Genomic DNA, 13,508 nt, shown 5'->3' on the forward strand with positions numbered 1-13,508 from the left:
TCTTTTATTTAGAAAAAACATGCAAGCAACTCAATTACAAGATATTTTACATGTACCGGTTATACCGGTTTATTACAACGACAATCCCGAAACCTGTGCGTCGATATTGCGTGCCTGCTACAGCGGGGGCATACGCACCTTCGAATTTACCAACCGTGGCGCGGCTGCCGCAGACAATTTCAGGCAATTGCTGCAACTACGCGACCAGGAAATGCCTGACCTCAAAATGGGAATCGGTACGATTAAAACCGCTGCAGATGCAGACCAGTTCATTTCAATTGGTGCCGATTTTATTGTCAGCCCGATCGTTAGCCGCGAAGTGGCGGCAGTGGCTGCCCAACCGGGCATACTCTGGATACCTGGCTGCATGACGCCTACCGAAATTGCCCTGGCGGAAGACCTGGGCGCCAACCTTGTGAAGTTATTTCCCGGAGATACGCTCGGTACAGGGTTTCTCAAAGCCATTAAGCCGCTCTTCAGCGGGTTGAAGTTCATGCCCACGGGGGGTGTTGAACCGAACAGGGAAAGCATCACAACCTGGTTTGATGCGGGTGCAAGCGCCGTGGGGCTCGGTTCCAAGCTGTTTGCCGGTACAAATGAAGCCGGCTTCGGGCAGCTCAGCCTGCGGTGCGAACAACTTATAAAGGCGCTGCCCCTTTAGTGCTGTACACTGCCGCCAAGCATTTTCAAAAGTTTCCCTGCAAGCGCATCAACGCTGGTATCTGAGTTGCTCAACACGACGATTCCCGTTGCCTTCGAGGGATTAAAGCCCAGGAAGGACCTGAAACCTGCCGTGCCGCCATTGTGCCAAACCAGTCCGTCATCCCCATCCAGCACCCAGCACAGTCCCGATTTTCGCGGGCCCGAGCCCGCAACCGCCAGCTGTGCGGTACGCAAGACCGGCTCTTTTCGTTCCATGTTGGCCCTGAGGTAGTTGAGCATATCAGGTAGCGTCGATTTAAGCCCGCCTGCAGGATCAAAGACATTCATTGTCCAGTACCCCGCGGCCTTTCCCGTTTGTCCGCTGTAACCTCTGGCGAGGGTGGCTTCCGCGGCCTTCGGTGCGAATGAAGTATGCTGCATCTCTAGCGGCTGAAGGATTTTAGCACTGATCTGTTCGGCAACAGGCGCTTTGACAGCTCGTTCAAGCACAAGACCAAGCACGGCGATGCCAAGATTGCTGTACACCTCCCGCGTGCCGGGCACGGTATCGGGCTTTACAAGCCGGAGGTAACCCAGCAAGGCCTCCCTGCTGTAAGACCGGTATGGGTCATCGGCAGAGTAACCCGGCTGTGTTTCAAAGTCGGCAGGCATCCGCGGCAAACCTGAACGGTGCGTGGCCAGGTCTCTTATCCTGACGGCCCTGCCCTGGCGATGCAGATCAGGATACGATCCGGGTAAGAATTTTCTGATATCATCATCCAGGTTAAGTTTGCCCGCGTTCAGGGCAGCAGCGAGGGCCGCGCCGGTGAAGGTTTTGGTAATGGATCCTATCTCAAAAACCGTAGTTCCTGTTGTGTGTTCGGCATGGTCAAACGCGGGCGTCCCGTAGTAAAGGGTATCGGTTCTGCGGCCGGTCGCCACCGCCATGGCCAATGCCGAATTGCCTGCTACCGACATAAATCCACGTACCAGGCTGTCGGCCTGCTTTAAAAAACCGGTATTGCGCGGGTTGTTGGTATAGATCTGGGCGGTTTCACGAAGCGGGCGCCACATCATGAATGCGATTTTTTTCGCCGCATCGGGCATAAAGATAAAAGACCGGGAACCCCGCTCAAACCTGACCAGGTAGTAAAACTGTCCGTTTTCCCGGTGAACAACCTGCCCCGAGACCATGTTCCCCAGGCCTGCGCGCAAAGCGTTTGCAAAGAAGGCTGTGATATCCTTTTCAGGCACCCGCTGTCTGAAGGTATCACTAAGCATCTGGTAAAGCTCCGGGTACCGCGCAGCATTATAAGATTCGGTAAGCCGGCTGAAAAGCGAGTCGGCCAGCCCTTGTTGCTGCGCATGCAGGCTGCAAAAAGGCGCTAAAGCCAGGATCAGCAGCGCCCGGAGTATTTTCTTCATGTCCCTAATATCGGAAAAGTAAAATGCGCAGCCAACTATCTGACTGGTGCCACAGCCACGCTTACCCTAGAGTCTGCACAGCCGTAATACAGAAACCATTTCCCGTCTTTGAGCACCATACCTTCTATGAAGACTGTTCCCGCGGGGTATTGGCCGCTTTTCTCAAACTCCTCAACCGGAAAAAAGAAAGGTTTGTCAAGCCGGGATACAAACCGCAGCGGGTCGCGGGCGTCGAACAAGGCCTGCCCGGCGGTATAGGTGTTTTTCGGAAAGTCCGGGCTGGCATTATCATTACCCAGGTTCTTGCCATTATACAGCAGCACGACCCCTTTTTCAGTCCATATTGCGGGGGGACCGCATTCGGTCAGGTCACTGTCGAAATAGCCTTTTCTGGGCGACATCAGGATTTTCAGACTTCCATCCTGGTTGGTAACCGGTTCCCAGTTAACCAGGTCGGTCGACACCGCAGCGTAAACGTGACGCTCGCCCCAGTACATGAGGTATTTGCCGTTGATCCTGGCCATGACCTGCCTGCCGTCTTTGATCCGGGTCAGGACCGATGCCGACTTGGAAGCGATGTTGTGAAAGCGGCCGCCATACGCGGCCTCAAAAGCGGGTCCGTGTTTTTTCCAGTGCACAAGGTCTTTGCTGGTCGCTGCTCCTATCCTGGGCGTTTTGTTGTTCCATTGCGTATACAGCATGAGGTAGGTGCCGTCTTCAGTAACGCTGACGCGGGGATCTTCACAGCCGCCTTTCCATTCAAACGCTTGCTGTTCATCGACATCGGGGTAGAGCACCGGCGTGGCACGGCGGGTAAACCGCAGTCCGTCTTTGCTTTCGGCCAGGCCAATGCGTGAGGTTCGGTGACCGATGGCAATACCCGATTTATCTTCTGCCCGGTAGAGCACATAAATTTTTCCGTCTTTCAGGGCGGCCGCCGGGTTGAAGGTATCATTCGATTGCCAGGCAATTCTGCGGCCCGTCATGGGGTCATTAAAATAGGTAGAGGTATCAGGCGAAATTACCGGGTTCAGACCTTGTGGACGCAAAAAGGGCCCGAAGGCCCATTCTGGAAGTGCTGAAGACTGTTGTGCGGCAGCAGTAAGGTTAAGCGGCAGCAACAGGAATAACAGGAATCTTCTCATGAGGTGTGCATTTCTTGCAGATTAATATTTAAAAACCTTTCCGTTAACCAGCACTTCCTGCCGCTTTTCGTCGAAGGTAGCCTTGCCGCCGGTACGAACTGCAGCGTTGGTCATGATGTTGGCAATGGAATGGTAATAGCCTGCCTCGACCGGCGCATTCGTTTCTTTGCGGCTTCTGATGCATTCCATCCAGTTGCGCATATGCGCCGAACTCAGGGCATCGCCGCCGGTGTTTGCCGAGGCTGCAACCGGCGATGCCAGGCTGGGCAGGCTCGCTTCGGCAAGCAGGTTCGCCTTCATGTTCATCGCTTTTGCAGCATTTTCAGTCAAACCGCCTTTGGGCGATATCTTATTGGTAATGAGGTTCAGTTCGCCGCCATTTGAATAATAAATTTCGGCCGGACGCTCATCTCCATTGTGCATGCGCGAGGTGAAGACAACCTGGAAACCGTTTTGCGGATCATTCTGCGGGCCATAATCAAATACCGCTGTTGTGGTGTCCCAGTTGCGGCGTCCGTCCTTCCACTGGTAAATGCCGCCGTTGGCAGTGACGCTGCGCGGATGCTGGAGGCCGGTAAACCAGTGCACCGTATCGATCTGGTGCGACATCCATTGTCCGGGCATGCCCGAAGAATAGGGCCAGAACAGACGGTACTCCAGGTATTTGCGAGGATCCCAGGCCTCGAATGGCCGGTTAATCAGGAAACGTTTCCAATCGGTATCCTGCTCACGGAGTCTCTCGACCAGGGCTGGTCTGCGCCAGCGGCCAGGCTGGTTAACATTCCAGCTGAGCTCAACCATGGTGATGGCGCCGAACTTACCATCCTTAATAAAATTAGCAGCAGCCTTGTAGTTGTTGCCGCTTCTGCGCTGCGAACCGATCTGGACCACCTGCTTCGATGCTTTAATGGCTTTCAGCGCCGCGCGGTTGTCTTCCATGGTTTCGGCAAAAGGCTTTTCGCAATACACGTCGCACTTTGCCTGCACAGCTTCGATGGCGTGCACAGCATGCTGAAAATCGGCTGTGCTAACGATCACAGCGTCGATGTCTTTCAGGCCGTACAGTTCTTCATTGTTGCGACAGCCGGTAATGTCATGACCGAACTTGGATTTAAGGTGGTCAACGCCCAGCCCCCGGCGATAGTTCCAGAGGTCTGAAACGGCCACGATATCAAAATTCAATTCTTTGTTGTGGTGAAGGAAACAGGGAAGCAGGGTGTCTTTGAACCGGTCGGAAAAACCGACAACCCCTACCCGCACCCGGTCATTTGCACCGATGATGTTTGCATAACTTTTGGCACTGAAGCCCATGGCGCCAAGGTAAGTCCCCGCGGTGGCTATGGCCGATTGTTTAATAAAGTCTCTTCTCGTTGTTGACATGTCTTGGTTTGATTATTTGGTCTGTGTGGAGGCCGCTGAGCAACCGAAAGGTGGTCCCCGCGCCTATAGTTCTTTGATCTTGATGCTTCTGAACGATACCCGATCGCCATGGTCCTGCAGCAAGATGTGTCCTTTCGGCGCCATGCCGAAGTTCGGCCAGTTTTTGTATTTACTCAAGGCAACGAGGTCCAGGAACGCTTTCGATCCACGTGTGTACTCAATGACCTTCTGGCCATTGAGCCAGTGTTCCACGCGCTTGTCCGGAAACACCTTCAATACGCCCTGGTTCCATTCGCCGATTGGCCGCAATACATTGGTCGGCCGTTTAGATTTCATCAGGTCGTAAAGCGAGGCCAGGGTGCGGTTACCTTCGCGACCGAGTTTTGCATCAGGATGCACCTCATCGTCAAGCACCTGGTATTCCAGCCCGATTGCCGAGCCTTTGTTGCCCTCACTTTCGGTTACAAAATATTTCACACCGCTGTTTGCACCTTTGGTCAGGCGAAAATCGAACTTCAGCTCGAAGGCCGCATATTGTTTTTCGGTAACGATGTCTCCGCCGTTTGTCGACTCACCACCATCAGCCTTGACCACGCTCAGCTCGCCATCGGCTATAGCCCAGCCCTTTTCCGGGAAAGTCTTTTTGTAGGCGCCGCGCCAGCCCCGCGTCGTTTTCCCATCCCACAACAATCCGAAACCCTGGCTTTTTTCAAGGGGCGACAAATAGTTAGGTATGGTATTGACCACAAAGATGCGGTCGGCAGGTGCTGCTTTGATATTACCGGTCTGGATGCGGATGTTGCGCCACCTGATTTGCTTGCCGGGCTGATCATTTTTCCCGATCGAGTGTACCTGCAGGGCAATGAACCCCTCACGCGTTTTGTCGTCGACCAGGCACGCGGTAGGCACACCATTTAACCAGATGCGGATCTGGTTGCCGATACATTCGATCTTGTACTTGTTCCACTGGTTATTTTTAAACGCGTTTTTACCAAGCGGATTAAGCTCCATCGGGTAGAGCCAGCCACGCCTGGCCTCATCGTAAATACCTCCGCTCCAGGCGCGTTCTGAGGGGTCAACTTCTGCCTGGTAACCGTGCACGCGCCCGTTCTGGTAATCAGAACGGCTTTCGCTTCTGAACTGGATGCCGGAATTCATCGCCGGATCGACGAACAGTTCAAGCTCCAAAACAAAATCACCATAGTTCTTTTGCGTGGCAAGAAACGAGTTGGGTTCGCCCGAGACGGTCGTGCCTACGATCTCGCCGTTTTTTACTTCATATTTTGCTTTGCCGTTCAGCTGTTTCCAGCCCGACAGGTCCTTGCCGTTAAAGAGGTTTTCCCAGCCCCGGTTACCCTGGGCATGCACGGCAGCATGAAAGGAAACGGCTACAAACAAACAGGGCAACAGGAATTTCATTTTCATATATCAGAATTGGAGTTAATAATCAGGTCTATATCTGGTTGCCCTTCCGGGCGGTTAGTAACTCAATTTTAGGAAATTATATGCCGCGAAGAGAGAAATACACGAAAAATTTACGAAAACGATTGCGTAACAAAAAAGCCCGCTTCCTTTCCAGAAACGGGCTTTAGTACTTGTTTGTTAGCCGCTAAGCCACCGCGGCACGGAACATCACTGCCCCTACCGTTAAATTATTGCGGCTGTCGACCAGGATGGCTGCGCCGTTTTCGCGGCTTTCATCGTACAGGTCAAAGGGCAGCTCGTCTGCGGTTTTAATAACCACACGGCCTATATCGTTCAGTTTGAACTCGTCTGAACTGTGTTTTTCAAGGGTATTGATATCAACTTTATAGATAATCTCGCTGATCTTGCAGCGTGTCAGTTTACTGTTGTGCTGCAGGAAATAGGTTAAAGAAGTATCGAGTGCACGTGCGTCCATCCAGCACAGATCGGCTTCGATCATTTTTGACTGGAGTGGCTGGTTTGCTGCATTGACGATCAGGTCACCGCGGCTGATGTCGATGTCATCTTCCAGGTGAATGGTGACTGACTGACCGGCATGGGCCTCCTGTGGCTGCTGGTCAAACATTTCAATTTTCGAAATGACTGAGCTGCTCCCGCCGGGAAGTACCGTGACGCGGTCGTTCACCCTGAAAGTGCCGGCGGCAATACGACCGGCATATCCCCGGTAGTCGTGAAGTTCGTCGGTTTGCGGCCTGATCACCCACTGAACCGGGAATCGCGACAATCGGGCATCGTCATTCGCCTCAATTTCGACGGTTTCCAGGAAATGCAGCAGGCTTTGGCCCTCATACCAGACCATGCGCTCAGATTTCTGGACCACGTTATCACCTTTCAGCGCACTTACCGGTATAAAGTTCACATCATTCAGGTTCAGCTGTGCTGCCAGCGCACGGTATTTCTCCGTGATCGCAGTGAATACAGTTTCACTGTAATCTACCATATCCATCTTATTGATGCAGACTACGATATGTTTAATGCCGAGCAGCGACACCAGGTACGAATGTCGAATGGTTTGCTCAACGACGCCGTTCCTGGCATCAATCAGGATAATGGCAAGCCTCGCGGTCGACGCGCCCGTCACCATGTTCCTGGTATACTGAATATGGCCTGGCGTATCGGCAATGATAAACTTACGTTTGTCTGTCTGGAAGTACTTATAGGCTACGTCGATTGTAATACCCTGTTCGCGTTCGGCGCGGAGACCGTCGGTTAAAATAGCCAGGTCGATGGTGCCGTCGTCGTTCTTGCGGTTAGAGCTTTGCAGCGCTTCCAGCTGGTCAGCCAGGATTGAACCCGTATCGTACAGCATGCGGCCAATCAGGGTGCTTTTTCCGTCATCTACACTACCTGCCGTAAAAAATTTTAAAATGTTCATATGTAATGGTTCGGGCAAGCCGAGGTTTGAAAATTAAAAATACCCGCCTTTTTTGCGGTCTTCCATGGCCGCTTCAGAGACCTTGTCGTCCAATCTTGCACCGCGCTCACTGATCTTCGATGCACTGATCTCTGCAATGATGTCATCGATCTGGTCGGCGTCAGACTCAACAGCTGCTGTGCAGGACATATCGCCCACCGTGCGGAAACGCACTTTCTTGTGGTAAACAACATCTTCCTCATCCATATTCAGGAAAGGAGAAGCGGCCATCCACTGACCGTTCCTGACAATACAGTCACGCTCATGCGCAAAATAGATGCTCGGCAGCTCGATGCCCTCCCGGCGAATGTAATTCCAGACATCCAGTTCGGTCCAGTTGCTGATCGGGAAGACCCTTACATTTTCGCCCTTGTGTATGCGGCCATTATAAATGTTCCAGAGTTCAGGACGCTGCCTTTTCGGATCCCATTGTCCAAACTCATCGCGCACCGAAAAAATGCGCTCCTTTGCCCTGGCCTTTTCTTCGTCGCGCCGTGCGCCACCGATACAGGCATCAAAGCCGTGAGCGGAAATGGTGTCCAGCAGTGTGACCGTTTGCAGCGCGTTCCGGCTGGCGTTCTTACCCGTCTGTTCAATGACCTTTCCCTGGTCAATCGAATCCTGTACGTGCCCCACGATCAGTCTTTCGCCGATCCGTTCAATCATCCGGTCCCGGTAATCGATGGTTTCTTCGAAATTATGACCGGTATCAATGTGTACCAGCGGGAAAGGAAATTTACCCGGACGGAAGGCTTTCTCTGCCAGTCGCACCAGGGTAATTGAGTCTTTTCCGCCCGAAAAAAGCAGCGCGGGTTTTTCGAACTGTCCCGCTACCTCGCGCAGGATGTGAATGGCCTCAGCTTCTAACTCATCTAAATAATCTAAATTGTATCTGCTCATGTTCTTTTTTGCGTGTTAATGCGTGGCATGCAAACCACATTCTTTTTTGCTTTGGTCTTCCCACCACCACCGGCCTGCGCGAAAATCTTCACCGGGTGCTACCGCACGTGTACAGGGGGCACAGCCAATGCTTGGAAAACCGCGGTCGTGCAGTGTATTGTAAACGATGTTGTTCGTTTTAATATAAGCTTTGACCTCGTCGAGGCTCCAGTGAAAAAGCGGGTGATACTTGAATAACTGGTTCCCTTCATCCCACTCCACCTCGTGCATTTCTTCCCGGTTGGCACTCTGGTCGGCGCGAATCCCCGTAATCCAGCACTCGTTACCCGTCAGCGCACGTTTTAAAGGCTCAATCTTGCGAATATAACAGCATTCTTTTCTGTTTTCAACAGACTCATAAAAACTGCTGGGCCCCTTTGTGCCAACCATTTCCTGGAGCAGGTCGGGCCTGGGAAAATACGGCTCAATCTTTTTGCCGTAAATCTCCAGCGTGCGGTTCCATACATAATAGGTTTCGGGAAACAGCCTGCCCGTTTCCAGTGTAAAAACCTTAATGGGAAGATTGTTGCTAAAGATCAGGTGCGTAATGACCTGGTCTTCCCAGCCGAAACTGGTCGAGAATACGATCCTGTCTCTGTATTTCTCTGAAAGCAGGGACAGCGCCGATACAGGATCTTTTCCCCTTACTTCTTCCAACAATGGCCCTATATCTCTCATGCTGCTAAACTAGTTTTAAAATAAGTAAAATCAGGCTTCGAAGGCTTACCGCCATGACGATAAAGCCAACAGCCACCATGATCGTTTTTGCCGAAATTTTATTTGACACTTTTGCTGCAATGGGTGCAGCGATCGCGCTTCCGATGATGAGACCCGTTACCGCTTCCCAGTACGCGCCGCCCAGCATTGTAAAAAAGGTCAGTGAGCTAAGAATGGCGATAAAAAAACGCGTAATTTTCACTGTTCCCAAAGAAAACAGCGGGTGGCGCCCGCCGGCAATCAGGCTTGAAAGTACGATCGACCCCCAGCCGCCGCCAAAGGCCGCATCGATAAAACCGCCGAAAAACCCTGTGACCCCGATCTGTTTGATCTTCTCGTTCTTTCGCCTCCGGCGGATGCTGAACGCTTTCTTCAGGATAATGCCGCCGAGGATGAGCGTGTATAAAGCCACAACAGGCTTGGTGTAATGGCTCAGATGCTCAAGCGATGAAAGCAGGAAGGCCCCCAATACCGCTCCCGTAACACCGGGGATGATTAAGATCTTAAAGAGTTTCCAGTTGACGTTGCCCATGCGGTAGTGCATCCAACCCGCAATGCCGTTGCTGAGCACTTCAGACAAATGGATCGCCATGCTTGCCGAGGCAGGTGGTATGCCCATAGCCAATGAAAACGAAGCGGATGTAACGCCGTACGACATGCCGATGGCTCCGTCGATCAGTGCAAAAACAAACCCGCCCAGAAGGAACCAGTAAAAAATGGGATCTATGGTGATCAGAAACTGCTGAAATGCTGGTTCTTTATACCAGAGTGTTGCGCCGACTGCTGCAATAAAACCAACCATAACGACCCAGACCAGCCACTTGAAATTGTATTTGATCTTGCGCTCCAGATCAGGCTTAACAAGTACCTCGGTCACAGCGTTGAGTTTGCGCACCTTTTGCGAGAAATCGCCTTTCAACGTTTCGCGAAGCGCATGCATTTGCTGGAGCGTGATATCGATATCGCCCGGTAAATTCTCATCAAGAAGTTCCCGCAACCGTTTGGCAATGGTCGGCGACTTGCCGTTTGTTGAAATGGCGATCTTGAGGTCGCCTTTTCTGACCACCGAGCCCAGGTAAAAATCGCAGAGCTCCGGTTTATCGGCTACGTTGAGCAGCAGCTTACGTGCATGCGCCGCTTCCTGGATCAGTTTGTTCAGACTGTTGTCGGCAGTTGCAGCTACAACGAGGTCGGCGGCATCCAGGTCTGCTGATTCGAAGGCCTTTTGTATGATCGATACCCGCGGGTAAGCTGCAGCCAGCTGCGTTACCTGGGGCATTACGGCTTCGGCAACAACGGTTACCCTTGCTGCGGCACTGTTGCGCAGAATAGCGGTCAGTTTCTCAAGGCCAACATTTCCCGCGCCAACAAGCACCGTATGCAATTGGTTGAGTTTGATAAAGACCGGAAAAAGCTCGTTTCCCCCATCCGTATCAATGCCCGCCGGTGCCTCCCTATTTTTCAGCAACTCCTGCATATAGCTGTTGAAGCGGTTTGAAAGACGCATGTAGGGAAACGACTTCGCCAAAGATCAGCACAGCCGGCGCTTTCACCTGCTCGCTGCGGGCAGCAGCACAGATTCTGCTAACCGGGGCCGTTACAATGCGTTCGTTTTTCGTTGAGCCGTCCTGGATGATGGCAACCGGAAGATCGTGTTTGCCTTCCGCAGTAAACACAGCAGCAATTTCTTCCAGCTTTTTTAGTCCCATGAGCACCACTACAGTGGCGTTTGACCTGGCTGCATCATAGATATCGGCAGAGAGTGCGCCTGCCGCGGTCGTGCCCGTCACTACCCAGAAACTTTCGCTCATACCCCGGTGTGTAACCGGAATTTGCTGCAGTCCGGCTACCGCGATGGAGCTGGAAATGCCAGGTACAACAGCTGCTGGGATCTGGTGTGCGGCAGCAAACTCAAGCTCTTCGAAGCCACGGCCAAAAACAAAAGGGTCGCCGCCTTTCAGCCGCACCACATGCCCGTAATTGAGTGCATAATCGACCATCAGTTTATTGATGGTTTCCTGTGCATATGCGTGTTCGCCTGATCTTTTGCCCACATAGATTTTCACCGCACCGGCAGGTACGTGATCCAGCATGGCATCTCCTACCAGCGCATCGTACAATACCACATCGGCTGTTTGCAGGGCTTTCAGCCCTTTGAGTGTAATCAGGTCGGGATCTCCCGGGCCTGCGCCCACGAGCGTTATTCTTGGTTCTTTCTGTCTCATGATTGTACAACCGCCTCTCTTTTGGTCCTGACCTGATTTAAGAAATCCACGGCCAGGGTAAAATATTGTTTCGCAAAGACTTCTGACGGCTCATTCTTGTTAATCTGAAGAACAAGCTCACTGAAACTCCCTGTTAGTTCGATCTCACCCGTCTGCACGTAACGTTCGTCAAATTCCCGGATCACGCCAGCCTGGGTGCTGCTGTTCACCGCCTTATCCAGCAGGAGTGCCTTTGCTGAACCTACAAACACGGCATAGGCATGATAAATGGCATCTGCCCAGGCGCCCTGCTGCAAGGAAGCTTCAGACCAGCCAAGTTTTTCTTCAGACTCGAGCAGCAGGGTAGCGACCAGGTCAATCATGACACCAGCACACTCGCCAACGCCAATCGCCGTTTCGAATGTTTCTTCATGACCCCAGTCTACAAACTCCTCCGGCTGCAGTGTGCTAAGGTCGGCAAGCGGTTTCAGCAGGCGGTAAAAATAATCCTTGCCCTGCCGGTCGTAATATGTATGAAAATTTTCGGTACCGGTGCGTTCCGCACGGTAGTCGTTCAAAACCACCCGCAGTACATCTGTAGCCCGTTTCGAGGGAACTTTGATTACCCGTTCAGCGACCCGGCCTATCCCGTCGCCAACCGTGCCGCCGCCCAGCATCACCTGCACAGCGGGTACCACCTTGCCGGCTGCCTTCAGCGAGCTGCCGTGAAAACCGATCTCGGCCAGGCCGTGCTGTCCGCAGGAATTCATGCACCCGCTGATCTTGACCTTCAGTTGCTTGTCGTAAATAAATTCCGGATATTCCTGATAAACAAGATCTTCCAGTACGGCCGCCAGCGTCATGCTGTTCGATATACCCAGGTTGCAGGTATCGGTGCCCGGACAAGTGGTAATATCAGCCAGGCTGTCAAAACCAAGCGCAGTATAACCCAACCGGTGCAGTGCAACGTACAGATGCGAAAGGTATTCTGCCCTGACATATTTAAGCAGCAGGCCCTGGTTCTGGGTAATGCGCATCTCGTCTGCAGCGTACGGCCGTATGGCTTCGACCAGTTCGCGGGCCTGCGCCGTCGGAATATCGCCTTTTAATATTTTTAAGTAAACGCCATAGAAACCAGGCTGTTTCTGTTCGAAAACGTTGGTCTTCAGCCAGGCCTGGTAGTGGGCCTCATCGGCAATAGGCGCGGGATTGTCTGCCTGTGTTGCAGGCAGCGCGGGATCGGCCACAACCTCGCGGTCAATTTTATAAGTTTTTACTTTATTGGCTGTACGCTCCTCATCAATCAGGCGCAGCACTTCATCAAGGCCGAGTTTCTGGACAAGGAATTTAAAACGCGCCTTGTTTCTGTTGTTGCGCTCGCCATACCGGTCAAAAACCCTGAGCGTAGACTCAATGTAAGGAATGACCTGGTCTTCGTGCAGAAAATCATGCACCAGGTGGGCAAGCACCGGCTGGGCACCAAGTCCACCTGCAAACAGCACACGGAAGCCGCGCTCACCTGCGGCATTTATTTTCGGGATAAAACCGAGATCATGGATATAGCTAAAGGCCGTATCGTCTTCGGAAGACGAAAAGGCGATCTTAAACTTTCTGCCCATTTCCTGGCAAATGGGGTTGCGAAGAAAATAAGCGAAGGTAGCCTGTGCGTAGGGTGATACATCAAACGGTTCTTTCGGGTCAATCCCAGCCGCCGGCGAAGAGGTCACATTGCGAACGGTATTGCCGCAAGCCTCGCGAAGCGTAATATCATCCTCAGACAGTTTTGCCCAGAGTTCGGGCGTACGGTCAAGGCTTACATAGTGGATTTGGATGTCCTGACGGGTGGTCAGATGCAGGTTGCTGCTTGCATATTCGTCTGAAATGTCGGCTATCCGCAGAAATTGCCTGAAGGTAACCCGGCCAAAAGGCAGTTTGATCCGCACCATTTGTACCCCCGGCTGGCGCTGTCCGTAAACGCCCCTGGCTAAACGCAGGCTTCTGAATTTTTCTTCGTGTATAACGCCCTCGCGAAACAGCCTGATTTTTTTATCGAGGTCAATGATATCCTGTTCAACGAGCGGATTTTCCAGCTCGGTCCTGAAACTTTGCATATTCGTCTTTATTTAGCGGCTTTCCGGACAGGCGTCCGGACAAGCA

11 protein-coding genes are annotated in these 13,508 nt (G+C 52.4%); 1 reads left to right on the forward strand and 10 read right to left on the reverse strand.

Translation table 11 applies throughout. From position 1 onward, the window contains the following. The first annotated feature begins 19 nt into the window (after positions 1-19). Entirely contained in the window at positions 20-661 is a 642-nt protein-coding gene (locus C7T94_RS12855; protein ID WP_107215703.1) for a beta/alpha barrel domain-containing protein, read from the forward strand. On the opposite strand, the gene C7T94_RS12860 is transcribed toward C7T94_RS12855, so the two are convergent. The 10 genes from C7T94_RS12860 to C7T94_RS12905 all read right to left on the reverse strand — a co-directional run bounded on the left by C7T94_RS12860 (position 658) and on the right by C7T94_RS12905 (position 13,462). After that, positions 658-2,067 carry a serine hydrolase gene (locus tag C7T94_RS12860; protein ID WP_107215704.1) on the reverse strand — a complete coding sequence of 470 codons (1,410 nt, stop codon included), beginning with the start codon at positions 2,065-2,067 and terminating at the stop codon, positions 658-660. The genes C7T94_RS12855 and C7T94_RS12860 overlap by 4 nt on opposite strands. A 35-nt stretch (positions 2,068-2,102) precedes the next feature. Further along, positions 2,103-3,212: a glycoside hydrolase family 130 protein gene (locus tag C7T94_RS12865; RefSeq protein WP_107215705.1), complete on the reverse strand. Its 1,110-nt coding sequence runs from the start codon at positions 3,210-3,212 to the stop codon at positions 2,103-2,105. A 21-nt stretch (positions 3,213-3,233) separates the two neighbouring features. Next, the gene (locus C7T94_RS12870) at positions 3,234-4,592 is read right to left on the reverse strand and encodes a Gfo/Idh/MocA family protein (protein ID WP_107215706.1); all 1,359 of its coding nucleotides are present in this window, start codon (positions 4,590-4,592) and stop codon (positions 3,234-3,236) included. Positions 4,593-4,655: 63 nt separating this feature from the next. Next, the gene (locus C7T94_RS12875; protein WP_107215707.1) at positions 4,656-6,017 is read right to left on the reverse strand and encodes a 3-keto-disaccharide hydrolase; all 1,362 of its coding nucleotides are present in this window, start codon (positions 6,015-6,017) and stop codon (positions 4,656-4,658) included. Positions 6,018-6,201: 184 nt separating this feature from the next. Beyond that, positions 6,202-7,452 carry a sulfate adenylyltransferase subunit 1 gene (locus tag C7T94_RS12880; RefSeq protein ID WP_107215708.1) on the reverse strand — a complete coding sequence of 417 codons (1,251 nt, stop codon included), beginning with the start codon at positions 7,450-7,452 and terminating at the stop codon, positions 6,202-6,204. Positions 7,453-7,485: 33 nt separating this feature from the next. Next, complete coding sequence (gene cysD / locus C7T94_RS12885) at positions 7,486-8,391, reverse strand: sulfate adenylyltransferase subunit CysD (protein WP_107215709.1); 906 nt, start codon at positions 8,389-8,391, stop codon at positions 7,486-7,488. Positions 8,392-8,406: 15 nt separating this feature from the next. After that, a complete protein-coding gene (locus C7T94_RS12890) occupies positions 8,407-9,108 on the reverse strand; it encodes a phosphoadenylyl-sulfate reductase (RefSeq protein ID WP_107215710.1) in 702 nt (233 codons plus the stop codon). Positions 9,109-9,112: 4 nt separating this feature from the next. Then, positions 9,113-10,654 carry a TSUP family transporter gene (locus tag C7T94_RS12895; protein ID WP_317046920.1) on the reverse strand — a complete coding sequence of 514 codons (1,542 nt, stop codon included), beginning with the start codon at positions 10,652-10,654 and terminating at the stop codon, positions 9,113-9,115. Beyond that, positions 10,602-11,372 carry a uroporphyrinogen-III C-methyltransferase gene (gene cobA / locus C7T94_RS12900; RefSeq protein WP_107215712.1) on the reverse strand — a complete coding sequence of 257 codons (771 nt, stop codon included), beginning with the start codon at positions 11,370-11,372 and terminating at the stop codon, positions 10,602-10,604. Before cobA ends, C7T94_RS12895 begins: the two co-directional genes overlap by 53 nt. Beyond that, positions 11,369-13,462: a HEPN domain-containing protein gene (locus C7T94_RS12905; protein WP_107215713.1), complete on the reverse strand. Its 2,094-nt coding sequence runs from the start codon at positions 13,460-13,462 to the stop codon at positions 11,369-11,371. The genes cobA and C7T94_RS12905 overlap by 4 nt, the downstream gene beginning before the upstream one ends. Positions 13,463-13,508: the final 46 nt, after the last annotated feature.

Origin of the sequence: Pedobacter yulinensis (genome assembly GCF_003029735.1) — a bacterium.
In the GTDB taxonomy this organism is placed as follows: Bacteria; Bacteroidota; Bacteroidia; order Sphingobacteriales; family Sphingobacteriaceae; genus Pedobacter; species Pedobacter yulinensis.

Bases quoted from the DNA above. Each gene is read 5' to 3' on its own strand.
- C7T94_RS12895 (WP_317046920.1), bottom strand. From the start codon at position 10,654: ATGCGTCTTTCAAACCGCTTCAACAGCTATATGCAGGAGTTGCTGAAA.
- C7T94_RS12870 (WP_107215706.1), bottom strand. From the start codon at position 4,592: ATGTCAACAACGAGAAGAGACTTTATTAAACAATCGGCCATAGCCACC.
- C7T94_RS12875 (WP_107215707.1), bottom strand. From the start codon at position 6,017: ATGAAAATGAAATTCCTGTTGCCCTGTTTGTTTGTAGCCGTTTCCTTT.
- cobA (WP_107215712.1), bottom strand. From the start codon at position 11,372: ATGAGACAGAAAGAACCAAGAATAACGCTCGTGGGCGCAGGCCCGGGA.
- C7T94_RS12905 (WP_107215713.1), bottom strand. From the start codon at position 13,462: ATGCAAAGTTTCAGGACCGAGCTGGAAAATCCGCTCGTTGAACAGGAT.
- C7T94_RS12880 (WP_107215708.1), bottom strand. From the start codon at position 7,452: ATGAACATTTTAAAATTTTTTACGGCAGGTAGTGTAGATGACGGAAAA.
- C7T94_RS12855 (WP_107215703.1), top strand. From the start codon at position 20: ATGCAAGCAACTCAATTACAAGATATTTTACATGTACCGGTTATACCG.
- cysD (WP_107215709.1), bottom strand. From the start codon at position 8,391: ATGAGCAGATACAATTTAGATTATTTAGATGAGTTAGAAGCTGAGGCC.
- C7T94_RS12860 (WP_107215704.1), bottom strand. From the start codon at position 2,067: ATGAAGAAAATACTCCGGGCGCTGCTGATCCTGGCTTTAGCGCCTTTT.
- C7T94_RS12890 (WP_107215710.1), bottom strand. From the start codon at position 9,108: ATGAGAGATATAGGGCCATTGTTGGAAGAAGTAAGGGGAAAAGATCCT.
- C7T94_RS12865 (WP_107215705.1), bottom strand. From the start codon at position 3,212: ATGAGAAGATTCCTGTTATTCCTGTTGCTGCCGCTTAACCTTACTGCT.